This window comes from Neobacillus sp. Fa239 (assembly GCF_055395235.1).
The window spans coordinates 2,646,243-2,670,462 of sequence record NZ_AP041611.1 but is presented as its reverse complement, the minus strand read 5'-3'; the positions used below and the strand labels follow the sequence as shown (position 1 = coordinate 2,670,462).

General features: G+C 39.5%; 30 protein-coding genes and 1 pseudogene. 5 read left to right on the top strand and 26 right to left on the bottom strand.

Annotated features, from left to right (window positions below):
• Window positions 1-15: 15 nt before the first annotated feature.
• On the bottom strand, window positions 16-2,421 hold the full coding sequence (gene nirB, locus ACZ5XR_RS12835) for a nitrite reductase large subunit NirB (protein WP_464502020.1): 2,406 nt from the start codon (window positions 2,419-2,421) through the stop codon (window positions 16-18).
• Between the two features lie 348 nt (window positions 2,422-2,769).
• Between nirB and ACZ5XR_RS12830 the strand changes: the two genes are divergently transcribed.
• A complete protein-coding gene (locus ACZ5XR_RS12830) occupies window positions 2,770-4,257 on the top strand; it encodes a nitrate/nitrite transporter (RefSeq protein ID WP_464502019.1) in 1,488 nt (495 codons plus the stop codon).
• A gap of 116 nt (window positions 4,258-4,373) precedes the next feature.
• Here ACZ5XR_RS12830 and ACZ5XR_RS12825 read toward each other — a convergent pair whose 3' ends face one another.
• Complete coding sequence (locus ACZ5XR_RS12825) at window positions 4,374-5,483, bottom strand: flavin monoamine oxidase family protein (RefSeq protein WP_464502018.1); 1,110 nt, start codon at window positions 5,481-5,483, stop codon at window positions 4,374-4,376.
• A 321-nt stretch (window positions 5,484-5,804) separates the two neighbouring features.
• Here ACZ5XR_RS12825 and ACZ5XR_RS12820 point away from each other — a divergent pair, with 321 nt between their 5' ends.
• Complete coding sequence (locus tag ACZ5XR_RS12820) at window positions 5,805-6,422, top strand: RraA family protein (RefSeq protein WP_464502017.1); 618 nt, start codon at window positions 5,805-5,807, stop codon at window positions 6,420-6,422.
• 128 nt (window positions 6,423-6,550) lie between these two features.
• On the opposite strand, the gene ACZ5XR_RS12815 is transcribed toward ACZ5XR_RS12820, so the two are convergent.
• Together ACZ5XR_RS12815 and ACZ5XR_RS12810 are read right to left on the bottom strand one after the other, a co-directional pair.
• On the bottom strand, window positions 6,551-6,787 hold the full coding sequence (locus ACZ5XR_RS12815) for a 2Fe-2S iron-sulfur cluster-binding protein (protein ID WP_464502016.1): 237 nt from the start codon (window positions 6,785-6,787) through the stop codon (window positions 6,551-6,553).
• Entirely contained in the window at window positions 6,720-6,860 is a 141-nt protein-coding gene (locus ACZ5XR_RS12810) for a hypothetical protein (RefSeq protein WP_464502464.1), read from the bottom strand. The genes ACZ5XR_RS12815 and ACZ5XR_RS12810 overlap by 68 nt, the downstream gene beginning before the upstream one ends.
• Between ACZ5XR_RS12810 and ACZ5XR_RS12805 the strand changes: the two genes are divergently transcribed.
• Both ACZ5XR_RS12805 and ACZ5XR_RS12800 read left to right on the top strand, forming a co-directional pair.
• Entirely contained in the window at window positions 6,793-7,233 is a 441-nt protein-coding gene (locus tag ACZ5XR_RS12805) for an AraC family transcriptional regulator (RefSeq protein ID WP_464502015.1), read from the top strand. The genes ACZ5XR_RS12810 and ACZ5XR_RS12805 overlap by 68 nt on opposite strands.
• Window positions 7,230-7,403: a helix-turn-helix domain-containing protein gene (locus ACZ5XR_RS12800; RefSeq protein WP_464502014.1), complete on the top strand. Its 174-nt coding sequence runs from the start codon at window positions 7,230-7,232 to the stop codon at window positions 7,401-7,403. Before ACZ5XR_RS12805 ends, ACZ5XR_RS12800 begins: the two co-directional genes overlap by 4 nt.
• A gap of 218 nt (window positions 7,404-7,621) precedes the next feature.
• Here the strand turns inward: ACZ5XR_RS12800 and ACZ5XR_RS12795 are convergent, their stop codons facing one another.
• The 10 genes from ACZ5XR_RS12795 to ACZ5XR_RS12750 all read right to left on the bottom strand — a co-directional run bounded on the left by ACZ5XR_RS12795 (window position 7,622) and on the right by ACZ5XR_RS12750 (window position 13,163).
• Window positions 7,622-7,810 carry a hypothetical protein gene (locus ACZ5XR_RS12795; protein ID WP_464502013.1) on the bottom strand — a complete coding sequence of 63 codons (189 nt, stop codon included), beginning with the start codon at window positions 7,808-7,810 and terminating at the stop codon, window positions 7,622-7,624.
• A 92-nt stretch (window positions 7,811-7,902) separates the two neighbouring features.
• Window positions 7,903-8,241 (bottom strand): YolD-like family protein, encoded by a 339-nt coding sequence (locus ACZ5XR_RS12790; protein WP_464502012.1) that lies wholly within the window; start codon window positions 8,239-8,241, stop codon window positions 7,903-7,905.
• 72 nt (window positions 8,242-8,313) lie between these two features.
• On the bottom strand, window positions 8,314-8,583 hold the full coding sequence (locus ACZ5XR_RS12785) for a hypothetical protein (RefSeq protein ID WP_464502011.1): 270 nt from the start codon (window positions 8,581-8,583) through the stop codon (window positions 8,314-8,316).
• Between the two features lie 232 nt (window positions 8,584-8,815).
• On the bottom strand, window positions 8,816-9,016 hold the full coding sequence (locus tag ACZ5XR_RS12780) for a PrpF domain-containing protein (RefSeq protein ID WP_464502297.1): 201 nt from the start codon (window positions 9,014-9,016) through the stop codon (window positions 8,816-8,818).
• A gap of 20 nt (window positions 9,017-9,036) precedes the next feature.
• On the bottom strand, window positions 9,037-9,348 hold the full coding sequence (locus ACZ5XR_RS12775) for an EthD family reductase (RefSeq protein ID WP_464502010.1): 312 nt from the start codon (window positions 9,346-9,348) through the stop codon (window positions 9,037-9,039).
• 95 nt (window positions 9,349-9,443) lie between these two features.
• Window positions 9,444-9,860: a VOC family protein gene (locus ACZ5XR_RS12770; RefSeq protein ID WP_464502009.1), complete on the bottom strand. Its 417-nt coding sequence runs from the start codon at window positions 9,858-9,860 to the stop codon at window positions 9,444-9,446.
• Window positions 9,861-9,969: 109 nt separating this feature from the next.
• Window positions 9,970-10,095 (bottom strand): hypothetical protein, encoded by a 126-nt coding sequence (locus tag ACZ5XR_RS12765; RefSeq protein WP_464502008.1) that lies wholly within the window; start codon window positions 10,093-10,095, stop codon window positions 9,970-9,972.
• Window positions 10,096-10,149: 54 nt separating this feature from the next.
• On the bottom strand, window positions 10,150-11,010 hold the full coding sequence (locus tag ACZ5XR_RS12760; protein ID WP_464502007.1) for an MBL fold metallo-hydrolase: 861 nt from the start codon (window positions 11,008-11,010) through the stop codon (window positions 10,150-10,152).
• A 79-nt stretch (window positions 11,011-11,089) separates the two neighbouring features.
• Window positions 11,090-11,938: an aldo/keto reductase gene (locus tag ACZ5XR_RS12755; protein WP_464502006.1), complete on the bottom strand. Its 849-nt coding sequence runs from the start codon at window positions 11,936-11,938 to the stop codon at window positions 11,090-11,092.
• Between the two features lie 34 nt (window positions 11,939-11,972).
• The gene (locus ACZ5XR_RS12750) at window positions 11,973-13,163 is read right to left on the bottom strand and encodes an MFS transporter (protein ID WP_464502005.1); all 1,191 of its coding nucleotides are present in this window, start codon (window positions 13,161-13,163) and stop codon (window positions 11,973-11,975) included.
• A gap of 243 nt (window positions 13,164-13,406) precedes the next feature.
• Here ACZ5XR_RS12750 and ACZ5XR_RS12745 point away from each other — a divergent pair, with 243 nt between their 5' ends.
• Window positions 13,407-14,315 (top strand): LysR family transcriptional regulator, encoded by a 909-nt coding sequence (locus ACZ5XR_RS12745; RefSeq protein ID WP_464502004.1) that lies wholly within the window; start codon window positions 13,407-13,409, stop codon window positions 14,313-14,315.
• A 198-nt stretch (window positions 14,316-14,513) separates the two neighbouring features.
• Here ACZ5XR_RS12745 and ACZ5XR_RS12740 read toward each other — a convergent pair whose 3' ends face one another.
• The 12 genes and pseudogenes from ACZ5XR_RS12740 to ACZ5XR_RS12685 all read right to left on the bottom strand — a co-directional run bounded on the left by ACZ5XR_RS12740 (window position 14,514) and on the right by ACZ5XR_RS12685 (window position 24,217).
• The gene (locus ACZ5XR_RS12740) at window positions 14,514-15,002 is read right to left on the bottom strand and encodes a hypothetical protein (protein WP_464502003.1); all 489 of its coding nucleotides are present in this window, start codon (window positions 15,000-15,002) and stop codon (window positions 14,514-14,516) included.
• A 187-nt stretch (window positions 15,003-15,189) separates the two neighbouring features.
• Window positions 15,190-15,798: an alpha/beta hydrolase gene (locus ACZ5XR_RS12735; protein WP_464502002.1), complete on the bottom strand. Its 609-nt coding sequence runs from the start codon at window positions 15,796-15,798 to the stop codon at window positions 15,190-15,192.
• Window positions 15,798-16,742 (bottom strand): annotated as a pseudogene (locus tag ACZ5XR_RS12730) (ring-cleaving dioxygenase). Before ACZ5XR_RS12730 ends, ACZ5XR_RS12735 begins: the two are co-directional and overlap by 1 nt.
• 53 nt (window positions 16,743-16,795) lie before the next feature.
• Entirely contained in the window at window positions 16,796-17,734 is a 939-nt protein-coding gene (locus ACZ5XR_RS12725; protein WP_464502001.1) for a ring-cleaving dioxygenase, read from the bottom strand.
• Window positions 17,735-17,861: 127 nt separating this feature from the next.
• Entirely contained in the window at window positions 17,862-18,260 is a 399-nt protein-coding gene (locus ACZ5XR_RS12720; RefSeq protein WP_464502000.1) for a DoxX family protein, read from the bottom strand.
• A gap of 605 nt (window positions 18,261-18,865) precedes the next feature.
• The gene (locus ACZ5XR_RS12715) at window positions 18,866-19,168 is read right to left on the bottom strand and encodes a hypothetical protein (RefSeq protein WP_464501999.1); all 303 of its coding nucleotides are present in this window, start codon (window positions 19,166-19,168) and stop codon (window positions 18,866-18,868) included.
• 132 nt (window positions 19,169-19,300) lie between these two features.
• Window positions 19,301-19,495 carry a hypothetical protein gene (locus ACZ5XR_RS12710; protein ID WP_464501998.1) on the bottom strand — a complete coding sequence of 65 codons (195 nt, stop codon included), beginning with the start codon at window positions 19,493-19,495 and terminating at the stop codon, window positions 19,301-19,303.
• A gap of 664 nt (window positions 19,496-20,159) precedes the next feature.
• Window positions 20,160-20,918 (bottom strand): LamB/YcsF family protein, encoded by a 759-nt coding sequence (locus ACZ5XR_RS12705; RefSeq protein ID WP_464501997.1) that lies wholly within the window; start codon window positions 20,916-20,918, stop codon window positions 20,160-20,162.
• Between the two features lie 73 nt (window positions 20,919-20,991).
• Window positions 20,992-22,008 carry a 5-oxoprolinase subunit C family protein gene (locus ACZ5XR_RS12700; protein WP_464501996.1) on the bottom strand — a complete coding sequence of 339 codons (1,017 nt, stop codon included), beginning with the start codon at window positions 22,006-22,008 and terminating at the stop codon, window positions 20,992-20,994.
• Window positions 22,005-22,715 (bottom strand): 5-oxoprolinase subunit PxpB, encoded by a 711-nt coding sequence (gene pxpB / locus ACZ5XR_RS12695; protein WP_464501995.1) that lies wholly within the window; start codon window positions 22,713-22,715, stop codon window positions 22,005-22,007. Before pxpB ends, ACZ5XR_RS12700 begins: the two co-directional genes overlap by 4 nt.
• 72 nt (window positions 22,716-22,787) lie before the next feature.
• Window positions 22,788-23,435 (bottom strand): pyroglutamyl-peptidase I, encoded by a 648-nt coding sequence (gene pcp / locus ACZ5XR_RS12690; protein WP_464501994.1) that lies wholly within the window; start codon window positions 23,433-23,435, stop codon window positions 22,788-22,790.
• A gap of 14 nt (window positions 23,436-23,449) precedes the next feature.
• Window positions 23,450-24,217: an IclR family transcriptional regulator gene (locus tag ACZ5XR_RS12685; protein WP_464501993.1), complete on the bottom strand. Its 768-nt coding sequence runs from the start codon at window positions 24,215-24,217 to the stop codon at window positions 23,450-23,452.
• Window positions 24,218-24,220 lie beyond the last annotated feature (3 nt).

The following is a 24,220-nucleotide window of genomic DNA, read 5'->3' as shown; positions in this document are numbered from 1 at the left end:
TCCTCCTTTCATCTATTAAAAATGGACCTTTTCAAACATTTGACGAACGGATTGCTCTTCAATCGCTTCTTTCCATGGATCCTTGATGGATGCTAATGCTTGATCCAAGCGTTCTATTAAAGCAGACCGGGTTGCATCTTCACTAAGTGCTTCCTGTATATTCTTTAAGCCAACCCGTTCAACCCAGTGTGAGGTCCGTTCTAAATATTTTGCGGTTTCACGGTAATACTGAATGAAAGCAGCTGACCATTCCATTACTTCTTCTTTCGTTTTAACCTTTATAAACAGATCTCCCGCGCGCAACTGGACTCCTCCGTTTCCACCTACATAGAGCTCCCATCCTCCATCCACACCAACAACCCCGATATCTTTAATCCCGGATTCTGCACAATTACGAGGACAAGCGGATACCGCCATTTTCACTTTATGGGGCGTCCACAAGCGTTCAAAGCGTTTCTCCATCTCTATCCCCATTTGGATGGAGTCCTGAGTTCCAAATCGGCAGAACGTTTCACCGACACAAGTTTTAACCGTCCGCAACGCTTTTCCGTATGCATAACCAGATGGCATATCCAAATCCGCCCATACGTTTGGAAGATCCTCCTTTTTCACACCTAGCAAATCTAGACGCTGACCTCCTGTAATTTTGACCAAAGGAATTTGATATTTGTCCGCCACATCTGCTACTTTCCGTAATTGTTCAGGATTGGTGACACCTCCATAAATCCTTGGGACAACAGAATAGGTACCGTCCTTTTGAATGTTGGCATGTAACCTCTCATTCACAAATCGGGATTTCCGTTCATCCTGATACTCGGTCGGATAAACCATACCTAAGTAGTAATTAAGAGCCGGACGGCATTTTGAACAACCTTCCTTTTGATTCCAATTCAGTACATGCATTACTTCTTTAGTCGAAGACAGTTTCATTGAACGAATAGCCTCCACTACCTCGTCACGGCTCAATGTCGTACAAGAGCAGATGGGCTCGTTCTCCACCCTTTTAAACCCTTCTCCGAGTGTACATTGCAACAAATCCTGGACTAGCGGCTTACATCCACCGCACGATCGTGAGGCGCCCGTACATCCCTTTATCGAATCTACGGAGTCCATCCCGAGCTCTTTAATGGCGTGGACAATGGTTCCTTTTGAAACTCCATTACAGCCACAAATGAGTTCATCATCTGACATGGCAGTCACCTGAGTAATATTTGAACTTACTTCATTACTTGTTTCGTTGCAAAATAGGGATTTTAGCTCACTCTCATGAACCCCATTTCGAATCATTTGAAATAGACGCCCACCCTCTTTGGTTTCCCCATAAAGAATGGCACCGACAACCTTTTCATCTTTAATGAGAACCTTTTTGTACACACCACGAAAATCATCTTGAGAGCGCAAAGCTTTTGTGTGGGGTTGATCCATAAATTCACCTGCAGAAAAGACGTCTACACCTGAAACCTTTAGTTTTGTTGAGACTACTGATCCTTCATATAGATTTGTTTCTACGTTGGAAAGATGTTTAGCCAGTATCGCCCCCTGTTCATAAAGAGGAGCAACTAAACCATATACGGTTCCGCGGTGCTCTGCGCATTCTCCCACAGCATAAATGTTTGGAATGGATGTCTCTAAATAATCGTTTACCACGATTCCACGATTCACCAGAATGCCTGACACTTTAGCCAAGGAAACATTAGGTCTGATGCCAACAGCCATCACCACCAGGTCTGCCTCTAGTACACTACCATCCTTAAAACGTAACCCTTCCACTTTCTCTTTACCAATTAATTCCACGGTCTGCTTGTTGAGGAGAAATTTCATCCCCTGCGATTCTAATTCCGCTTGCAATAGTTTACTCGCTGTCGGGTCCAGCTGACGTTCCATTAAGTTATCGTTCACATGAATGACCGACACATCCATTCCTAAATTCAACAAACCGCGGGCTGCCTCCAGCCCCAGTAATCCTCCACCAATCACAGCTGCTTTCTTATACGTTTTGGCTGCTTCAATCATCTTCTCGCAATCTTTTATATCTCGATACGATATAACATTCGATAAATTAGCACCTTGAATTGGAAGAATAAAAGGATTCGATCCTGTGGCTAAAATGAGTTCATCATAGCTTTCGATTATTCCTCCATCAGTAATGACGAGGTGCTTTTCGTAATCAATTTCCACAACAGTGTGACCTGTATGCAATTGTATATTGTTTTTCCTATACCACTCCCAATCATTTAAGACGATGTCATCAAATTTTACTTCGCCTCCCAGAACATTGGACAGTTGAATCCGATTGTAATTGGGATAGGGTTCTGTACCAAAGATTGTGATATCAAATGATTTTTCTTTGAGTTTCAATATGTGCTCAATACAATTGACCCCTGCCATACCATTTCCCACTAATACAAGCTTTTTTTTCATTACTGGTTCAGCCCCTTCTTATTTGGTCTTTATTGTATGAGATTGTAAATGCCGGAATCTATAATGATGTAAGATTAATTAACATGGAATTTAAAGAAATAAAACGGATTGGGTTCTTTAAAGAAAATTAAAGCGCCTAATCCGTTTTATTTTTTCTTCCTTCCTTTCTCCACCCATTTACTTTACTTGAAACTATTTATTAAAAATTACGTTAGGAAACCTAACACAAAAGGTGACATATTAACAAATTTCTTTATAGTAAAAAATGAAAATATCGTATCGCGATATTTTGTACCTATAGTAGTTTACTCAATACAAAAAAGTGACATGGAAAAGGGAGGAACTTGCGTGGAGAACCATAATTTTAAAGGACGTACGAAAGTTTTACTTTTAACAACCCTGGCTTTTTTTATTACATTCACAGTGTGGTTTAATATGGCACCTTTTAACACGGCATTGGTCAAGGCTTTTCATCTGTCGAAAGAGCAGTTAGATACTTTACTAATCGCCAATCTTGCATTAGCTATTCCAGGGCGTGTTGTAATTGGGATGCTTGTTGATAAGTATGGGGCAAGGAAAATTTATTCTATTCTATTAATCTGCATGAGCATCCCTTGTTTCACCTTCGCATTGTCTAGCAATTATGGGCAACTATTGATTTCGAGATTATTTTTGGCTCTCATAGGAGCAGGTTTTGTCGTGGGAATCCGAATCGTTTCAGAATGGTATCCCCCTAAACATGTAGGTGCGGCTGAAGGAATTTATGGAGGCTGGGGAAATTTCGGCTCGGCTGCTTCTGCAGTAGTTCTTCCGACACTTGCCCTTCAATTTGGGATGGAAAATGGCTGGCGTTATGCTATTGGAATTACGGGTCTTATTTCTTTGATCTATGGTTTCCTATTTTATCGATTGGTACAAGATACACCTGATGGAGTTAGTTATAAGCTACCTAAAAAAAGTGGTGCTATGGAAGTTTCTAGCTACCCAGATCTCATTCTCCAGATCGTAATGAATTTTCCAATGTACGTCGTCCTAGGGTTCATGAATTGGAAACTTTATGCCCAATTACATCTATTCAACAAGTGGGTTGGATTTTCCATTTTCATTGTGCTAGCATTTCTCTATCTATATCAAATATCTATTATTCATTCTGTGAACAAAGTGCATTTACGAAATACAATTACCGAGGATGAAAAATACTCTTTTAAACAAGTAGCAATTCTTGATTTTGCTTATTTCGTAACATTCGGGGCAGAACTGGCGGTAGTATCCATGCTGCCGCAGTTCTTTGGGAATACATTTAAACTTGGAATACGAGAAGCAGGTCTTGTCGGCAGCAGCTTCGCCCTCTTTAACTTTCTTTTCCGCCCTGGTGGTGGCTGGTATAGCGACAAATTTGGCAGAAAGAAAACATTGATTTGGGTCATGGCAGGAGTAGCTCTTGGTTTTCTTGCTATGTCACGGATCAATTCGAATTGGTCTATGTGGCTAGCCATTGCTGTGACAATTACTTGCGCAGCCTTTGTTAATGCAGGATGTGGTGCTGTTTATGCCATGGTCCCATTAGTGAAGAAAAGAATTACAGGTCAAGTATCGGGTATGGTTGGTTCATATGGTAATATCGGCGGTACAGTATTCTTAACTTTGCTCAGTTTTGTAAGTCCTTCAACCTTATTTGCCACAATCGGTATTGCAGCCGTTTTGTGTTTCATCTGTTCCTTTTTTCTTAAGAATCCAGAAGTGGATTCGATGGACAACCAAACTTTTAAATATGATTCTCAGGATTTGCAAAAGGAAGGGGCAGAAAAAATAATTATCCCATTTCATTTAAAATAAAGGTATTTTAACTTAAAAAAGACAAGAATGATAAAAAAAGAAGATTCATAACCATCCTTTTGAATGTATAACCCCCTTCAGATAGGTTGAAGGGGGTTTGCTTGTGTAACTGCCTGTCATAAAGGGTTGTTATTTAAATGAATGATTTTAAAAACTGCCTGTTCAGCTGACTGAAGTGCACCTTCCAGATGTCCACTATATTGTGAATTCGTCTCTGTGCCGGCAAACATAATTTTCTTTTCCCATACACCTTCTACTGGTGGTTGACCATAACTCTGGTAATTTTTAAGAGGACTGGAGTCTTCCTCAACAGCCGTTTTAGAATCGCTGGACCAATCTTTATAAAAAATAGCCTTTACGTTTTTAGCTTCACTTCCAAAGAGCTTACCTAACTGGTCAACAACCAATTCTAAAATTTTATCTTGACCCAATTTTTTACGTGCTTCTGGAGGCATTCCGAAGAAACCAAATAATGCACCAGAGCCTTTATTAGGAGAGGCATCATATATTTCTTCTAATGGACCAACGGCACTCAATACATATCCAGAAAGTCCTAATTCCCTCCAGAAGGGACGGTCGTAGACTGCAACTACCTTGGCCTGCCCCGCCATCCAGGTGGGTTTTTTTATCATGTCAGACATAAGATTTGGAGGGAGTGAAGGCGAAAATTCAATGTGATGCGCCACAAGACGAGGTGGCAATGCCAAAATAACAGCATCTGCAGGAATTTCTTTTCTCTTTCCATCAGAAAGTTCTGCTTCAACCGTGATATCACCCGCTTCATTCAGCTGAATTTTCTTTACGCGCGTTTCTAGTTCAACTATTTCTGAGGGAATCGTCTCTGCTAAAGCATCGATAAGAGACTGCACTCCTCCAGTCAATCGGAGCCATTTTTCGTCAGAGTTTTCTTGCATCACACAGCGCTCTGGTGGCTTGATTTGGAATCGTTCTATAAGTATTTCGCCTTCCTTATATTGTTCAAAAGTTTCTAAATTTAGTTCTTGAACAAGGTTAGCAATATGGTATTCTGACTGTGGCCAAAACCACGTCGGCCCAAGGTCAAATTGGCCTAGGTCAGGTCTGCTAGGATCAGAAGTACTCAAAACCCTGCCACCGATCCGATCTCTAGCCTCTAAAACCCTACATTTAATGCCTTGTTCAGTAAGTAGTGATGCAGCACGTAGGCCACTTAAACCCGCACCAACAATGATTACAGGATTGTTCATATTTTGTCCTCCTTCTGACAGTGTATATGTTGTATGAATAAAATATATAAGATTGGGGTCTAGAAAACTCATTCTAATTCATATAATCTTCATAGTTTTCAAACATCTTAACACGCAAAAGAAAACCATACAATATCATAATTGTATGGCAAACAATTTTTTCAAATACTTCATATTATACCAGACTTCAAATTACATCTAGTTTCCAATATGATATAGTGTTTTGTTATGGCTAAATATAGCAATTTAGAATTTTATCAAGGTTCATTTATCCCGTATAGTGTAGTTATAATCGATTCTATTGAAAAGGAGTTTAATTCCATGAATCAAATCGTTGAACTTTTTCGTGCTATTCCTACCACCTGTATTTCTGATGCTCTAGATGGATTGAATAACCTGCATCCTAGTATCAAGCCTCTCCAAGAAGAATATGTAGTAAGCGGAAGAGCCTTTACGGTAAAAATGCCGGTAGGTGATAATTTAGCTGTACTGAAAGCGATTCGAACGGCTAAACCTGGAGATATTCTCGTCATCGATGCGAAGGGCGACGAATACAGAGCGATTGCGGGCGATTTTGTCGTGGGCATGGCCAAAACGTTGGAACTGGGTGGAATTGTCGTAGATGGTGTCATACGTGATGTAAAAGGAATAAAAGAACTGGGATTTCCTGTATTTTGTAAAGGGACAACGGTTGCGGCAAGTGGTAAAGCAAGTGTTGGTGAACTAAATGTCCCTATATCTTGCGGGGGCGTTTCCGTAAACCCTGGTGACATCATTGTCGGAGACGCAGATGGAGTGGTGGTCATCCCTAAAGATAGAGAAGATGAAATATTCAAAAAAGCTGAGGAAAAGCTTTTCAAAGATCAACAAAGAGAAAATTCCATTTCTGGTAACAAAGAAGCGACGATCCAATACTTGGATTCCATGATCTCCAAATAGTGAAGGAAAAACTTAAGGGCTGCGATATTGGCAGCCCTATTTTTACTATCAATAATAATTAAGAATAAGAGCTTTTAGTTCAATTATTATCTCAGTTTATCATTCCCAGTCAAGAAAAACGTTATCAATTAAGAGCTTTTGATCGTTTTCCGTCTTCGTGGGGATCCTTTCTCCATGATGACATCGCTTTTGCATAAACTCATACATAACAGTCTTTTATTTAATTCAAGCTCATTTGGGGAAATCAAGTACTCTTCCACATTCATTGCCTGTACCATCCCTTCTTTGATTTCGAACCTACAAGTCCTGTAAGTTCCATTGCGGCAGGAATAAGGGATATTGATTCCCCTGGCGGATTGCTGCATCTAGAATGATTTCATTAGGATTGACTGTGAATGTTTGGTCGAAGGACTTAACCTTTACTTTAAACTCAGACATGGAGTTTGTCCTCCATTTCCTCTATTTTCTCTCTCATTCTACTTTTAAAAGGTTCATAGTCCCATTCCGTGTGTTTGACCCGAATCCATTCGTCCCACTTTGCAAGTGTATCTTCCTTCAAATCCTCCAGTGCATCTATATCCCCTTGCAAGCGATGCAGCAGCCATTTATGACCGTATTGCAAATGAATACTTTCGTCCGCCCAATCATAGTCGAAGTCTTGGCTAACGAAGTGGCCTTTCAACTGGAAACGCATGCCAACGAAAAATTTCAGATCAATGGCTTGGCCCAAAAATTGGGCGTACACCGTTCTTATCTCAGTCATTCTTTTAAGCAATTATATGGAATTTCTCCCCGGGAGTTTCTAGGGTGAAAATACGTTCGGCAAAACAGTTATTACTGAATACCGATTTGACGATGGAAGAAATCGCAACAAAGCTCGATTTCTCTTCCTCTTCCCATTTCAGTAAATTTTTTCTTTCTTCTGTGGGCGTATCCCCGATTAAATTTCGCAATCAACAACGTAAAATAGGACGGGATTGATAATAGGAACATAGATCTGAAGGGCTAGTGGGGCAGAAAATCAAATACAGGAACAAGATCAAAAAAAAATCGCCATTATCCTGAACATTGAGGAGGATAATCGGCGATCTTCATTCGCTAATTGAGGATTTTGGTTAAAACGTATCTTCTTTGCATATGAGGAATTGAACAAAGTATCAGTGACATAAAAATATAAAAACAAAAAAATGGAGAGTTATTTACTCCCCATCCGCTACAACTATTTCATAACCCAATGGTTGTAGTTGATTTTCGAAAACATCTCGTTCAACTATGAAAAATGTTTTGTGGTTATCGGAAACGACCACTTCACTTGGACTTTTATCAACTTGCGCTTCCATTAGGTTATCATACATTAAACCTAAAAGGTCTGATAAATTTACGGACATTAGAAACACCTCCTGTTCATGTGATTCTATCAGAATATTGTGGATAGCAAAAGAGGAAAATTCATTCTCCTATTAAAATTGTTTACCGTCTCTTAATCTATTACCGTAACACCAACCACATCCTCCATTTTAACCCGCTGAAATTCACCAGGCTTTACTTCAATACGAAGCTGGTGCGAAATAGGGTCCACGTAATGAATACTCCCAGTGATTTCATCTGTAAATCCATCGAGCCATACCGTAATCTTAACTGCCAGATTATATTCCATCACATAGCCTATTCGTTGGTCGAATTCGTCCATTTCGTAAGGGTCGATGATCGGCTTTTTAATCCGCTCGTCATCTTTCCATACATCACGCTGCGCCTTTATTAGTTCTGGCATTCCAAAGGCGAACTGCCACTTCTTTTTACCACGGTCACGAATCGCCATTTTAATCACCTCATACTTATTATATACGAACAAACGTTCCGCATGTATACAAAAAAAATACGACGAAGCCAATTACCCGTCGTATTGTAAATCTTCTTCGCACGTCCTGCAATACAAATTACCTTTATATATTTCGTTTTCATTATCCATGTATATATTACCGCAACGATTGCATTTATACTTTTTATCTTCATTATTTTGTGAAAAATTCGGATCGAAATATGGTGTAAGATTATTTACGTTTGCTGCGTAAAGCTTGTCAATGAGTGACACTTCGCTATCTAACTCTTCGTCCCATAAAGTCTTTTTTGAATGTTTACGGTTATAATCATTAATTTTCAAGAAATATCGCCTCCCGATAAATTTTATGCGGTAAATTAAATAATTTGCCATATAAAAAAACGCCAACCAAAAGGATGGCGCTATTGATCCTTAAACATCGAACGTTGCATTTCAAATGCTAACGGTAAAAATGATGCAGTTTCCATTTTATCTATCGACGATGACGTAAAGCCATTTCGGTCATAACGAAGGGCTGCGATATTGGCACCCCTTTTATAATTTGCTCTTCATTTTATTCTTCAGTTGTTTTAGGTATTAGAACGGAGCCTTCCATTAATCTTCGAGCACTTCTACTCAGGGTCACTTTCTTCACAACCCACCCTTTATCATTCTTTTCAGCAACTGCCCCTACTTTTAAGGTGCCAGAAGGGTGACCGAAACGAAGCTCAGGCATCGTGCCTCCTAACATTCTACTGATAATGGTTCCCGGTATCGCAGCAGTTAGAAATTTTACTACATCTCTTCAAGTTCGTAGATCATACTGTGCACGCCTGGACTCAGTTGTTCTAGGTTAGCCATATCTTCGGCAGTGGCTCGACCCTCTTCTGACTGAAAGGCTTTTTTGATATCTTCCATGCTGTCCCATTCAAGCTCAGCCACAAGATAATATGGATCGCCGCCTCTAACTGGAACTGAATGGCGGCTTCTCGAATATCGTCGAAGACCAGGAAGTTTTTTTGCTAAGGGAATATGCACCTCGCGGTAGTGTCGCTCAAATGCTTCAATATCTACTGGTTCGTTATATAGAACTAAAAATCTGACCATCAAACCCCTCCTATTTTATAACAGGTGACTTTCCATTTTCAGAATATCATGTCGAAAATTCTCTGTGATGAAGCGTTGTATGGCGAGTCGGGTTTTTAGCTTTTCGGCATTTTGCTCATATCCATATACAAAGCGTTCCACCGATGACCGTCCGGATCCGCAAAACCGCAACCGTACATCCATCCACCCTTTTCTCCAGGCTTGCTGAATACAGTGCCGCCTGCACGTTCGGCTTTCAAGGCGAGCTCATCCACTTCATCCCTGGAGTTCGCCCCCAGCGAGAATAACACTTCAGTACCTTGCCACGAATCCGCAACCGCATTACCAGTAAAACCGCGGAACGCGGATTCCGGGAAGAGCATCAAAACAACCTGATTGTCGCCGACTATCAAGCTGAATGATCCGTCTTGACTCACATACCGCTCATTCAACCGAAAACCGAGCTGCGTATAAAACGCCATTGATCGTTCTGGTTCTCGCACTGGCAGGTTCAACCATAATTCTCTCGACATACTAACAACCTCCTGATATAGAGATGCAGTGATAACTCACCCCTAAATAAATTCAATATTTATATAATCTTTCCTTCTTGTTTTGGAAATAATATCCCTATACAACTAATCAGGATTCTTCAATAAATCGTTCAAACATTTCAAACAATGCCATCTTTTGTTCCGTATGTTTAAAACATTTAATGCTCTGGGCACTTCTTGTACCTTTCCTTTGTTTTTTCCTTGTTGTAGACATAAAAAAATCCACCTTTCATTCAGAGTTTGGTGGATTGACACACTAGTATTCATATTATGATTTCATTTGTTCTATCAACTTCACCATGGCGTTTTTCATTTCTAACTGAGAAAGGAAAACACGGTTCCCATGCCCAGGGAGTATCCATTCGAACTTTTCCTTAGCTAACCTCTCCATAGATTCGGTTTGTGTTTTCCATGAAAACCAGCAGACATCCCTATGTGCGGATAAACCATTTAGTTCATGATCCCAGGCTAAATGATCACCTGAAAATAGATATTTATTGCGATAAAGCAAAACCATATGTCCTTTTGTGTGACCAGGAACCATTATAAACTTATAATCCGGATGCCATTCTATTGAATCCATACCTTGTATCACATGTTCTGCATCAGGTTGGGACTCTTTTTCTAGTGCATGAATAAATCGCTCAGCTTGAAATTTTTTAGCGTATTTGTTTGCATCCCCAACATCATCTTGATGAGTCAGGAAGATATATTTAATTCCCCCCATTTCCTCGAACCGTTTAACCAACTGAGGTGACCAGCGTGGAGAATCAATTAGCCAGTTCCCTTCTGGATGGAGAATTAAATAACTACTCGCCCCCCAAGAGTGTCGTGAAGTAAATCCACAATAAAAAATGTTGTCGATAATAGGCAAAGGAAAGTCCTGTATAGCTGTCGAGAGTCCATCCTTTTGCTCACTTCCAATTGCGCCAGTAGGACAGGATATAAGCGCATAAAAAGCTTTAATGACTTCAGGATTTTCATTCGGTTGATTTGTCACGGCGGAAAAGTTAGCAACTTCAGAAAAAGTATGTGGTGCAATTTGACGACATTGATCGCAATTGATGCATTCTGAAGTGACATAAAAGTTTCCTGGTACATTGGTATTCAGTCGTTTCCCTTGATTCATTTTGCACGCCTCCGTCCGAAAATAGCTATATTCGTAGTCCTCGTATAGAAAAACCCAAATGGGCACCACATGAAGGATCTTACCATAATGCAAGAGGCTGTTTCATGCTAGGTTTTGGGTAGATTGAGTCTATTTGCTCCAAATCTTGCTGCGTTAATTGAATCTCAGCTGCTTTCACATTACCTTTCACATGGGCAGTATTACTGGATTGGGGTATAGCAATTGTTTGACCATTTCGAATACACCATGCTAATAAAATTTGAAAACTATCTGAATGATGTTTTTCAGCCATTTCCTTTAAAACTTTTTGTTTCGTTAGATTCGTACCAAAGCTATCACCCCTTGCAACTGGGGCATAGGCGATTAATGGCATTTCTAATTTGTTCATCATAGGTACTAAATCGAATTCAATCCCTCGATCTCCCAAATTATAACGTACTTGATTGGATGTACATTTTATTCCATCAGGTAATTTCATTATTTTTTCTAAGTCATCAACATCTATATTAGAAACACCCCATGACTTAATTTTCCCCTGACTTTTTACTTTCTCCAAGGCTTCAATCGTTTCTTCAAAAGGAATATTCCCTTTCCAATGGAGTAAGTATTGATCTAAATAATCTGTATTTAATCTTTTTAAGCTATTTTCTAAACTAATCGGTAATTGCTTTTTTGAGGCATTTGAAGGAAGAACTTTTGAAATGAGAAATAATTCTTCACGGTTATAAGGCTTAATAGCATGTTCAACTAATCTTTCTGCATTTCCATTTCCATACATTTCAGCAGTATCAATAACTTGAACGCCATGATCAAGACCAACTCTTATTGCTTCTATTTCTTGCTCAAATTTATCTGCTTTGTCTCCCATATTCCAAGTGCCTAAGCCTATAGGAAAAACTTTCCTTCCAGCAATTTTTACTTTATTCAATTTTTCCACTCCTCACCTGAAAATTTTAAGACTACTAATCTTGGACAACAGCTGATTTAGAATGTTGTTTTGTAGGAATAAGCATATAGTTTCTTAGTAAAATAGTTACCAAGCTTAGCAATAATGATAGGATTCCCACCAATATAACATATTGTGTGCCCATTTGTGATATAAATAACCCGCCTACAGCTGCTCCCACTGTTGTTCCTACGTTACAGGCTGATATAAATAAGCCATTGGCAAAATCAGGAGCTTCGGGAGCTGAAGACGTAATCAAATATTGATTAATATTTGCCATTATTCCCCCAGCTAATATTCCCCAAATGAAAGTTATCATTGCCATAGGTACGGCAAACTCTCCTGTGAAGAATAAAATGATGTAAACAGCACTCATTAACAAAGGAAAAAATACTACAGATTTGGCGGCACTACTTGTAAGCAACTTTCCTGTGACGATGTTTCCAATTATGTTGGCTCCACCGAAGATGAATAATGTTAAACTTATGAAATTAGGCGACATATTTGTAACATTTTCCAGATAATCAGCAATATAACTATAAACCCCAAATACAGATGCGTTTAATAAAATGACCGTCACGATGGACACCCATATAATAGGCTTTTTTAATACAGAAAGTTGTTCACCATACGATTGTTTTTCTTCAACAGGCATTGATGGTACAAAAATCAATGTCGCAAGGAACATAACAGCATTAACAATGACAAAGAATGCCATCGCCATATCATATGAAACAGCACTAGCAATAAAACTTGCGATTGGTATCCCGGCTACCATACCAGCAGATACTCCTATAAATACTTTAGAAACAGCCTTGGGAGCTTCTTCTTTACTTACTGAGGAAGCGGCAACTGAAAATGCCATAGAACAATAAATGGGATGAAAGAGACCTAGAACAATACGAGCAATTAATAGAATGGTAAAGTTAGATATAAAGATGGATACCATGTTACCCAAAACGAAAACTCCTAATACAAGTACCATAACCTTCTTACGATTTACCCCGGAAAATAATAACGGCATCGTTGGTCCAGATATAGCGATAGCAAGAGCAAAAAAGCTAACCGTCAATCCTGCTGTTGAAATGCTGACCTTAAAGTGTTCCGCAATGGAAGGCAATAATCCAATAACCCCCATTTCGGTATTTAAGATACCAAAAACTCCTATGGTTAATATAAAAATCAACAAATTATTTCGTTTAGTCAAAAAAACAACTCCTATCTGAATAAATTACCCACGAAAGAAAAATTTCGCTAGGACTGGGCTGACGGATCTCAACGTCTTCGTAGGTCAGGAGATAACATCCTTTCTTACTGTTGTTTTCATCCTTCGTTATTTATTTTAGCTTGCTTTTTGTATATATCCTATTACTTATATCTCATATCATGATATGTTTGAAATGCATATCATAAACATTTATACTAAAACATTATAAAGGAGGAGTCGCATGTGGAATTAAGAGTTTTACGATATTTTCTTACAGTTGCGAGAGAAGGAAGCATGACGGCTGCTGCTGATGTTTTGCATGTGACACAACCAACCTTGTCAAGACAATTAAAAGACCTTGAACAAGAATTAGGGAAAAAACTATTTATTCGCAGTAGTCACAGTATCAATCTTACAGATGAAGGAATGCTCCTGCGAAAGAGAGCAGAAGAAATCGTTGATATGGTCGATAAACTAGAGTCGGAATTTAGTTCCATGGAAGAAACGATAAGTGGTGATGTTTACATAGGGGGTGGGGAAACAGACGCCATGAAACAGATTGCACGGGTAGCAAAAGATTTACAGTTAAGTTATCCAAATATCCGGTATCACCTCTACAGCGGAAACGAAGACGATGTGACTGAACGGCTTGACAAAGGATTGCTTGACTTTGGTATTTTAATTCAACCGGCTGATTTATCAAAATACAATTATATCGATATCCCTGGCAAAGATGTTTGGGGTGTTGTGATGAGAAAAGATAGTCCTCTTGCTTTCAAAGATACCATTCAGGCAGTGGATTTATTAAATGTTCCGCTGATCTGTTCACGACAGGCTATGAAGCAGACATTTTCAAAAAATGAATTTGCAGATTGGTTTGGTGAAGACTTTGATAAATTAAACGTCGTGACTACATACAACCTTGTATATAATGCTGCTATCATGGTTGAAGAGGGTATCGGTTATGCAATAACCCTTGATAAACTAGTGAATACGACTAGCGATAGTAATCTTTGTTTTAAACCGCTAGAGCCAAGACTTGAATCTGGCTTAAATATTGTTTGGAAGAAGCATCAGGTTTTTTCTGCTGCAGCTGATATGTTTTTAAAAGAAATTCGGTTGAAATTTACAAATTCTTTATCAGATATATAGGAGAGACATTGGTGCTTCTGCCATGTTTGCGTGGCAGTTCCAAAAGGCACTTAAACTAAACAGTTAGTTTAAAGTACATTCCTTCACAAGCTCTTTACAAAACACAAAAAAGGATGGAGCCAATTCGATTCCAACCTTAATTTTGATATTAGGATGGTCTTCCACTAGCCTTTGATATCGGTAAATGTGATGCTTTCCTTACAATTTAGATTCAGGACTGTTCGGTTCCCTTATCGATTTTTCCACTATTTTCTGAAACCCATATATAATAACTGCTAAAGAAATACAAAACACATACCACAACGTATGACTTAATTTTTTTAATTTAAAAACTCCTACTCGTTCCCATATTTCAGCAAAAGGATAAGCACAGATAACATCCAATACTGCATTTGTTATAAAATATTTAAAAAAATTGCCGTATGTAAGTTTAAATATCCATAGTGTAGCAACAAAAAAAGGACCCAATATATATGTAAAATCAACCAAACCGGGAGATATAGGATTTTTATTTACCCACCATTTTCTCTTATTAGCAATGACACTGAACATACTTATGAATAAATTGGTAAAACTCGCCACAGGCAAAAATCTGAAAAATGATTTTTTTCCAAGAAAAGGTACAGTTAGCCATGGAATAATTAGCATTCCTAAAGCAAATGCCATTTTTTTATTATCTTTAAACATATAAACACCCCTTTAATAGTATTTTTATATTAAATCTATCGTTCAGAGATTAAGTTTCCCAATATGGAATAAAATATAAAAACCAAAACAAAAAAACTAATCGACATTTCGATTAGCTCTTTGAACATTTATTGATTCGCTTTTTTACCCCATACTGCAACTGTAACAGTACGATTTTACCCCCATGTTACTTATAAAGTTCTTTATACCACTTTGCAGCAGCTTCAACTTCTTCCATGGTTAATTGATGACCCCTATTCTCCCAATGAAGTTCAACTTTCGCATTAGCATTTTTTAATAAAGATTCTAATTCAGCAGATTCCATTGGAGAACAGATTGGATCATTTGTCCCAGCTGCAATAAACACTGACTTACTAGATAAATCGGGTAGATCCATTCCTTTTCTCGGTACCATTGGATGATGAAGAATCGCACCCATTAATGCATTTTGATAGTGAAATAATAAACTCGCTGCTATATTCGCTCCATTTGAGTATCCAATAGCGATTATATTATCTCGGTCGAAACCATACTTTCCTGCTGCTTCATCTAGAAACTCATTTAATTCTTTTGTTCGGAAAACGAGGTCCTCCACATCAAATACTCCTTCAGCCAATCTGCGGAAGAAACGAGGCATTCCATTTTCTAAAACATTCCCTCGAACGCTTAATACGGATGCCTCATCATCAATTCTGCCTGCAAGGGGCAACAAATCTAATTCATTACCACCGGTACCATGAAGCAATAATAGTGTTGGTTTTGTTGGGTCTTGACCCTTATTAAATATATGTTTCATTATTTATCTCCCTCCAGAACACGAACCTCCACAGGAGGTAACTTTTCTTCTAAATCTTCTCTTTGTGACTCTAACCAAGACGGCAGCATAAGTTTTTTTCCAAGTTCATCGACTGGTTCATCCACTGCAAAACCTGGTGGGTCGGTTGCTATTTCAAAGAGGATACCCCCAGGTTCATGAAAATAAAGGGCTTTGAAATAGTTTCGGTCAAGAATCTCAGTCGGGTAATATTCTTTTTCCAAGAGAAGTGTTCTCCACCTTTTATGTTCTTCTTCATCCTTCGCTCTCCATGCTATATGGTGAACTGTTCCTGCTCCCATCAGACCTCGGACTGAAGGATTTAAGTGAATATCAACGGTGTTTCCAACATTTCCTTCAGATTTAAATCTTAGAAATTCATGATCTTGACCAATGCATTCCAACCCCAAAACGCTTTCTAGAACATCCGTAGTTTTATGAGGCTGTGCCGAAAAAAGAATGGCACCGCCAAATCCTTTAATTGCATTTTCAGCCTGAATTTCGCCAAAGTTCCAAGTGTTCAATGGACCTTCCTCTCGTTCTGTCAGTTCAAGGTGAAGTCCATCAGGGTCGGTAAACTTCAAATATTTCTCACCAAATCGAGTGGAGGAAGTATACTCCACTCCAAATTTTCGTAACCGATTTTCCCAAAATGGAACTGAGCCCTTCGGTATAACATAACTGGTCACACCTACCTGACCTGTTCCAATTCGACCTTTTAACTGATTAGCCCATGGAAAAAATGTAATCACAGTACCTGGTTACCCCGTTTCATTCCCAAAATAAAGATGGTACACTTCTGGTCGGTCAAAATTGATGGTTTTTTTAACAAGCCTTAAACCCAATACTCCTGCATAAAAGTCTATATTTCGTTGAGCATCGTTTACCATTGCTGAGATATGATGAATTCCAGCTGTTCTTTGCATTTTTAACCCTCCAATTCACAAAATGTGATGTGGAACTATTTAGGTCTTTCTTGTCAATCTAATTCTCTTACTACAAACGGCAATAATTTTGCTTCAATTTTTGCCCTATGAGGTTCATACTGTGCTGGCAGCATTAATTTTTCACCCATTGTCTCTTGTGATTCATCATGAGCAAATCCTGGAGGATCTGTTGCAATTTCAAACAGTATTTCTCCATGTTCTCTGAAGTAAATGGCATTGAAGTAGTTTCTATCCTTAACAGGAGTTACTCCATATCCTTTGGATGCAACGTAGCTTTGCCAATCTAATTGATCTTGATCATCAAATGCTCTCCATGCGATGTGGTGGACAGTTCCAACACCCATTTGCCCGCGCCCAATTGGAGTCAATTTTAGGTCAATAATATTACCAATATCAGCAGTAGAACGATAACGAGCGAAATCTCCTTCTTTGCCAACTAATTCTAGTCCCATTACTTTTTCTAATAATTCACCTGTTTTGTTTGGCTGTGCTGATAATAGAGTAGCTCCGCCAAAACCTTTAATAGCGACATCCGGTGTAACATCACCAAAAGTCCAAGTATTGACTTCTCCTTCTTCTCTTTCCACTATTTCCAAGTGAAGACCGTGTGGATCATCAAATTCCAAATATTGCTCTCCAAAACGCTCCACTCTTGAATATGAAACCTTGAACTTTTCAAGTCTCTTTTCCCAAAATTCCATGGCACCCATAGGAACTACATAAGAAGTAACGCCTACTTGACCGTCTCCAATAATTCCTTGACGAGCCCCTGCCCATGGAAAGAATGTAATAATGGTTCCTGGTTTTCCGCCTTCATTACCGAAATAAAGGTGATAGGTACCTGGATCATCAAAATTGACTGTTTTCTTGACCAAACGTAATCCCAAAACGCCTGCATAAAAATCGACATTTTCTTGAGGATTTCCTACGATTGCTGTTATGTGGTGAATACCCATTATTCTCCTACTCATTTTAAACACTCCTTTATAATTTAAAATCCAGTTATTTAAATAAACGTAATACTTTATTTTTTTCATAGTCCATTAATTAAAACCAACGAAATTACTTTTAATTTAAGAATCCTTAATTCCAGATATTTTAGAATAAAAATGCATCTAAAGCATATTGACCTGGACCAATTAAAGCTATACCAATAGCCACTGCAATCAATGTTAGATTATATTCATACCCATTAGCTGTTGCCCACAATCCGTTTGGAGCATGTACTTTAACAATAGCCATTACCATAGTTCCAGCAATCATAATACCCGCTAGTGGAGTTAATAGTCCTAAGGCAAACAATATTCCTCCAATTAGTTCAGCTAATCCTGCAAATAGAGCCATTGTTACTCCAGGCTTCATGCCGATGGATTCTAACCATCCACCCGTTCCTTTTAATCCGTAGCCACCGAACCAACCAAACAATTTTTGCGCACCGTGCCCAATAAATAATACTCCAATTACCAAACGTATTATGAATAAACCAATATTTATCATCTTAAAGTCCTCCTAAATTATATTTTATCTCGAATTCGAGATATTATTTCAAAAAAATGCAATCTTAACCTTTATTCCTTACTTTCTTCAAAAGCTGCACCAATGTCTCGGCTTCATCAGAACCTAATTGTCTCATGAATGGCTTTAGATGTTTGCATTATTACCAGAAAACATAGATTATTGCATTTCCTCTCCATGTAGTTCACCTCTTTAAAAATCTCGAATTGAATTATCTTGAATCTGAGATAATCATAATGCTTGTGAATTTTTTTGTCAATAACCTTTTTTATTTTACATACTGTATCCTTCAATAAGTGTTTTTTAAAGTTCCTCAAGATTTCAAAGAGAAAGGCAGGGATGGATTTTTAATCTTAGAGTTGCCCAAAAACCAGACCCAAGATCAATTTGGGTAGGAAGCATTGACTGTTTCGTTGATATCAGTACATTCCTTCACAAACTCTTTACATAACACAAAAAAGGATGGAGCCATTTCGATTCCAACCTTAATTTATTTCATTTTTTATTCTAAATCCTGCTTAAATAATAATTAATGCTCCGATACAATTATAAAGAGCCTGGACCATTCCAAGCTCTCGGTTTTTTCGTTATGTTGTTAATACTGGCTTTTTACTTCTTAATTCGTTGTTAATATACTTTCTGTTTTTAAATATAAATTGAATTAGTTCTTTTTTTGGTAATTCCACTTCTTTTTCGTCACAATAATCTGGCCCTTTACCGTGAATCGTCCACTTTTTTTCCTCTTTATAAAACATTAATGTCCATTTCCCATTTCGGATATGATCTTGAAAAACAAAATATAGTTTATTCCCTTGATAATCATAATCTGCTAGATCTAAGAAGATATTTAGAAAATACTCAATGTCTTTCTTGTAAACAATTAATTTCAAACCTTCTTCACCCACCTTGTATTTTCTAGTATTTTATCATAATCTTTATCAACTATACTAAGGAATTAAAAAAGAATCTCCCTATGATACAGGAAGATTCTTGGTAAAACTTCTTTCTTATTTTTGGTCATTTTAGCTTTGGTTTAATTTTGCGACTCCTAATGCAAAATGTTCGTATAATTCTTTTTCAACTGTTTCAGATTGACTTTCAAAACATTTAATCATTAGAAATACCTCTGTTGAAGCTTTATTTTTTATTTTTCTATATAGTTTCTTTCTATTAATGATTAATTCAAAGACAAAACCTAAAGCAAATCCTATTAACAACCCAATAAGCCCCCATATAATTTCATAAATAGTACCATCATACTTTTCCCGAAATCTCATCATAATAACATTTATATATATATTTTGTTCCTAGTAGGTAACAAAATATGTCTGAATACAATTAAAAATGAACTTTGATGGCAAAATACTATTATTGGTAGTAAATAATACTTAAAAGGGGAAGTTCTGAAAGATGCTAAAGGAGTATATGATTCTTGCAGGAATGTGGATATTCGGTTTTATTGGTTTTATTCCACGCAAAGATCGGCGCAAAGGAATATTAGCCGCTATAATGTTCCAGCACGGTGTTAACGATCGGTGAATTAATGGTGGAAAAAAACACTGAGCTCATTAAATACATACATTGGGAATGGTATATCAGTTGGATTACAATATTTATTTCATTCTTTATCGTGCGCTTATTTAGTGTTTGGTTTTACTCTAAGGCTAGCACTTAATACTTCTGGCATTTGTATCAGCAGCTTTATCTCATTGAGGTTAAAACAAATTGTTTTTTATTGCCTTATTAAGCTATTCTGCCCTTGATGGAAGATATGGATCTTAGTAATAAAGGGTGTTAATCCAAGAAGGATTAACACCCCAATCAACCACCCATGAATCGAATCATAGGCTGCTTATTAATCTATTAACCTTCGACATACATTTAGTATAGCCGCGCACGAACTTCAATACCCTCTAATCCGAATGCTGAACGAATTTTGCGGGCAAATTCAAGGGCGTGCAGTCCATCCCCATGGATGCAAATCGTATCTGCTTGTACTTTGACGTCATCCCCTTGCACGGAGCGGACGACGCCTTCTTTTACCATACGGATGACCTGCCCAACAGACTCTTCGTCATTGGTCAGTAAGGAATTGGCTTGACTTCTCGGCGTCAATGTCCCATCTGGTTGGTATGTCCTATCTGCAAATACTTCATGGGCGGTGTGCAGTCCCAGTTTTTCTCCGGCTTTAACAAGCTCACTGCCTGCAAGGCCAAACAAGATTAAACCTGGATCTGCCTTGAAAACAGCTTCAGCAATCGCCAACGCGAGCTCCGGATTTTTGGCTGCCATATTGTACAATGCCCCATGCGGTTTGACATGCCGTAAGCTTCCCCCTTCTGCATGGGCAAAAGCATGGAGAGCTCCGATTTGGTAGAGAACGATATCATAAGCTTCCTGTGGAGAAATAGCCATGTTCCTGCGGCCAAAACCTATTAAATCCGGCAATCCGGGATGAGCACCAAGCGCAACGCCTTTTTCCAATGCCATCTTAACTGTCTCTCTCATCGTTGACGGGTCTCCGGCATGAAAACCGCAAGCAATGTTGGCAGACGTGACATAATTTAAAATTTCCTTGTCATTTCCTTTTTGATATGTACCAAAACTTTCACCCAAATCACAATTTAAATCAACAAACATCTTCATTTCCCCCTGCCTTGATACGGTAAATAAATTGCCAAGCCTACGTTAAAATACAAAAAGCGTCTCCTATTCACGAGCGAGTCGCATTGCGGGTGATCAAATCGATTCCACGGGAGAACGTTTTGATCATTCCCTCTAGTTTCATCATCTCTTGCTGTGCTTTCTTCAAAGAAATTTCCTTAAAACTGATGGTTGTTCCAGGTTTAGCTTGAGCTAAAATCGGTAAATCAACAGATGCAACGAAACCGATCTTTGGATAACCTCCCGTGGTTTGCCTGTCTGCCATGAGGATGATTGGCTGACCATCAGACGGGACCTGAATCGTTCCTGCCGTTACAGCCTCAGAAAGGAGTTCGAGCGGCTGCTCCAATTCCAGCCTGAGCCCGGATAACCTGTAGCCCATTCGGTCAGATTGCGGAGTAATTTGGAATTCTTGTTCAAATATGGCGCGTCTGCTTTCATGTGAGAATTGATCGAACTGTGGTCCTCGAATGACACGAACGGTTGTTTTTTCATAAGAAGGAAGCATGGTTTCACCAATGTACCAGTCTGCAGCCACAAACTGCCTCGCATCACGTTTATTTTTCAGCTGCCCAATAAGATGCATGCTCTTGTCATTAGGCTGGTTCATTTGCAGGTGATCGCCTTTTTTTAGTGGACGTCCTTTATACCCGCCAATTTCTGCCCGTAAATACGTGCTCCTGCTTCCAAGGATTTGGGGCACATCAATACCGCCTGCAAAGCTAATATAGGCACGACAGCCTTTTTTCGCTTGACCAAACTCGAGGACACTTCCTCCTCTCACCCAGACGGGACGCCAGGATGGGACCGGATTTCCATCAATCATTGGGGCGAATACCCCTCCGCATATGGCAATCAGCTTGTCTTCATAAAACTTTAACTTTGGTCCAAGAAGAGTGATTTCCAGGGCAGCATCGTTCTCAGGATTACCGACAAGTCGGTTAGCAAGCCTTAGTGCGAGTGTGTCCATCGCACCGCTCACGATGACACCATGCTGTTGATGACCGAATCTCCCTATATCTTGTACGGTCGTGCATAGTCCTGATTGAAGTACTTCCACACTCATGAATCTGCCCCTCCCAATGCAACGTATTCTTCCCGTGTAACCGGCCTGAAACGAACTATGTCTCCGGCGCGTAGTAAGCTTGGCGGATTTTCATCTGGCTGAAATAAGGCCAACGGGGTTCTCCCGATCAGCTGCCAGCCGCCAGGACTTTCAATAGGATAAATCCCCGTTTGTTCCCCGCCAATTCCGACACTCCCATAAGGAATAACTAAGCGTGGCGATTGACGTCGGGGTGTACGGATCCGTTTGTCCATACCTCCTAAATAAGGGAAACCGGGAGCAAAGCCGATCATATAGACAAGGTATTCAGCCTCGGAATGAATCCGAATCACTTCGTCCGGTGTTAGACCATTCTGTTTGGCGACTTCCACCAAATCCGGGCCGAAATCTCCACCATAACAAACCGGAATCTCCACCCTTCTCGCTTCTCCTGCCTTCCTGCCCGCAAATTGCGAGAGAATCTCCTTCATTTTGCCAAGGACCCATTCATATGGAAACGAGACCCCCAAGTGAAACAAACGGATGGGGTCATAAAAAACGGCCACCGTCGTAAAGCCGGGGACAATTTCAACCATCCCATCAAAAGGATGTTCCTCTAAATAACCTGATAATGCCATTACTTTTTCATGTGTCCTACTGTCAATGCCATCGCCGAGAGTAACGACAATTCCTGAATCTCCAAGGGGACAAAATGGGTTGAAAGGCATACAATTCCCCTCCTTCGTCCTGTGATATCGAATGATTGAAAAAAAGAGGAGAGTTCTACTCCCCCTCCATTATTAGCTGATTTGACCGCCAAGAGCAACGATGTCTTTTTCAAAAGTAACAGCTGTCTCGATTGCTACCTTTAAACCATTTACAATCGTTTCTAACGCCGTACTTGGCTGACCCGGATATTTCACTGCCTGTTCAGGAAGAAACGGAATATGAATGAATCCTCCAATAATAGGATCATCTAATAATGCAAGCTGATGCATTAACCCGTAAAACAAGTGATTGCACACAAACGTTCCAGCTGTTTGCGATACGGAAGCAGGAATCCCTTTATCCTGCATCTCTTTCACCATGGCTTTGATCGGTAAAGTAGACCAATATCCGACGGGGCCGCTCTCCACAATCGCCGTACCAAGGGGCTGGTTGCCATCATTGTCCTGAATACGGGCATCATCAACATTGATCGCCACCCGTTCGACGGTAATATCGGAACGTCCACCCGCCTGCCCGACACAAATGACGATGTCAGGCTTGGTTTCAGCGATGGCCTCTCTTAAATGATCAAGCGATTTAAAGAAAACCGTAGGGATTTCGCGAACCTGTATTTCATATTTTTCCGAAACGATTCCTGCCAATTCTTTCACAGCTTCCAACGCTGGATTGACAGTGTCACCACCAAACGGATCAAAGCCGGTAACTAATACCTTTTTCATTCTTCTCCCTCTTTCTATCTTGATTGCACTTCCTGGTAACCCAAACGGGAAGATATTTCCCCTGCAGCATTCTTGATTAAGTCAATCAATTCCAGATGCCGGGCCTCCCCAAAGCGTGAGTCAGGACCGGCAAGGCTGAGTCCGGCAGCAAGAATGCCGGTATGGTCAAAAATCGGTGCCGCAATGGAAACCGTATCATTTTCCAATTCCGAATAACTGATGGTATACCCAGATTCTCTTGCTTCTGCCAAAACCTGTTTCATTCGCTCTTTATTCGTAATCGTCCCATTACCGATGGGGGCCAGTTCCGTTTCCTGTAAATAGTGTTCCTGTTCCTCTTCTGGTAAAAAGGCAAGGATAATTCTCGAACAAGCCCCTGCATACAACGGGGCTCTTCGACCAACCTTTGTATAAAGCCGGACTGGATGCGGCGTGTCCACTTTTTCTATATAGATGGCATCATGGCCATCCTTGATAATCAGGTTAACGGCCTCTTTTGCCGTATCCCTAAGTTCCCGCATGACCGGCAAGGCGAGCTGCCTGATATCCAGCCGATCGGCAACTAATTGACCAAACTGTAAAAATGGCAGCCCAAGCAAATATTTGCCCTGATTGTTTTTTTGCAAAAATCCCATCGTTTCGAACGATCCGACCATTCGATGGACAGAGGTTTTCGGCACCCCCAAAAGGTCCACCATTTCATTTAATGACAGTTCCGAATGATGTAAAAAAAGATTCAACACATCCATCGATTTCACAACTGTTATATTTTTGTTTTGCATCCC

What these genes read in the sequence shown, in the direction of transcription:
- ACZ5XR_RS12725 (WP_464502001.1), bottom strand. Translation starts at nt 17,734, where the DNA reads ATGAGTAGGAGAATAATGGGTATTCACCACATAACAGCAATCGTAGGA.
- ACZ5XR_RS12820 (WP_464502017.1), top strand. Translation starts at nt 5,805, where the DNA reads ATGAATCAAATCGTTGAACTTTTTCGTGCTATTCCTACCACCTGTATT.
- ACZ5XR_RS12795 (WP_464502013.1), bottom strand. Translation starts at nt 7,810, where the DNA reads ATGTCCGTAAATTTATCAGACCTTTTAGGTTTAATGTATGATAACCTA.
- ACZ5XR_RS12805 (WP_464502015.1), top strand. Translation starts at nt 6,793, where the DNA reads ATGATTTCATTAGGATTGACTGTGAATGTTTGGTCGAAGGACTTAACC.
- ACZ5XR_RS12825 (WP_464502018.1), bottom strand. Translation starts at nt 5,483, where the DNA reads ATGAACAATCCTGTAATCATTGTTGGTGCGGGTTTAAGTGGCCTACGT.
- ACZ5XR_RS12700 (WP_464501996.1), bottom strand. Translation starts at nt 22,008, where the DNA reads ATGAGTGTGGAAGTACTTCAATCAGGACTATGCACGACCGTACAAGAT.
- ACZ5XR_RS12775 (WP_464502010.1), bottom strand. Translation starts at nt 9,348, where the DNA reads ATGGTCAGATTTTTAGTTCTATATAACGAACCAGTAGATATTGAAGCA.
- ACZ5XR_RS12810 (WP_464502464.1), bottom strand. Translation starts at nt 6,860, where the DNA reads ATGTCTGAGTTTAAAGTAAAGGTTAAGTCCTTCGACCAAACATTCACA.
- ACZ5XR_RS12760 (WP_464502007.1), bottom strand. Translation starts at nt 11,010, where the DNA reads ATGAATCAAGGGAAACGACTGAATACCAATGTACCAGGAAACTTTTAT.
- ACZ5XR_RS12815 (WP_464502016.1), bottom strand. Translation starts at nt 6,787, where the DNA reads ATGCAGCAATCCGCCAGGGGAATCAATATCCCTTATTCCTGCCGCAAT.
- ACZ5XR_RS12685 (WP_464501993.1), bottom strand. Translation starts at nt 24,217, where the DNA reads ATGCAAAACAAAAATATAACAGTTGTGAAATCGATGGATGTGTTGAAT.
- nirB (WP_464502020.1), bottom strand. Translation starts at nt 2,421, where the DNA reads ATGAAAAAAAAGCTTGTATTAGTGGGAAATGGTATGGCAGGGGTCAAT.
- ACZ5XR_RS12740 (WP_464502003.1), bottom strand. Translation starts at nt 15,002, where the DNA reads ATGTTTAAAGATAATAAAAAAATGGCATTTGCTTTAGGAATGCTAATT.
- pxpB (WP_464501995.1), bottom strand. Translation starts at nt 22,715, where the DNA reads ATGCCTTTCAACCCATTTTGTCCCCTTGGAGATTCAGGAATTGTCGTT.
- ACZ5XR_RS12720 (WP_464502000.1), bottom strand. Translation starts at nt 18,260, where the DNA reads ATGATAAATATTGGTTTATTCATAATACGTTTGGTAATTGGAGTATTA.
- ACZ5XR_RS12705 (WP_464501997.1), bottom strand. Translation starts at nt 20,918, where the DNA reads ATGTTTGTTGATTTAAATTGTGATTTGGGTGAAAGTTTTGGTACATAT.
- pcp (WP_464501994.1), bottom strand. Translation starts at nt 23,435, where the DNA reads ATGAAAAAGGTATTAGTTACCGGCTTTGATCCGTTTGGTGGTGACACT.
- ACZ5XR_RS12735 (WP_464502002.1), bottom strand. Translation starts at nt 15,798, where the DNA reads ATGAAACATATATTTAATAAGGGTCAAGACCCAACAAAACCAACACTA.
- ACZ5XR_RS12770 (WP_464502009.1), bottom strand. Translation starts at nt 9,860, where the DNA reads ATGTCGAGAGAATTATGGTTGAACCTGCCAGTGCGAGAACCAGAACGA.
- ACZ5XR_RS12765 (WP_464502008.1), bottom strand. Translation starts at nt 10,095, where the DNA reads ATGTCTACAACAAGGAAAAAACAAAGGAAAGGTACAAGAAGTGCCCAG.
- ACZ5XR_RS12790 (WP_464502012.1), bottom strand. Translation starts at nt 8,241, where the DNA reads ATGGCGATTCGTGACCGTGGTAAAAAGAAGTGGCAGTTCGCCTTTGGA.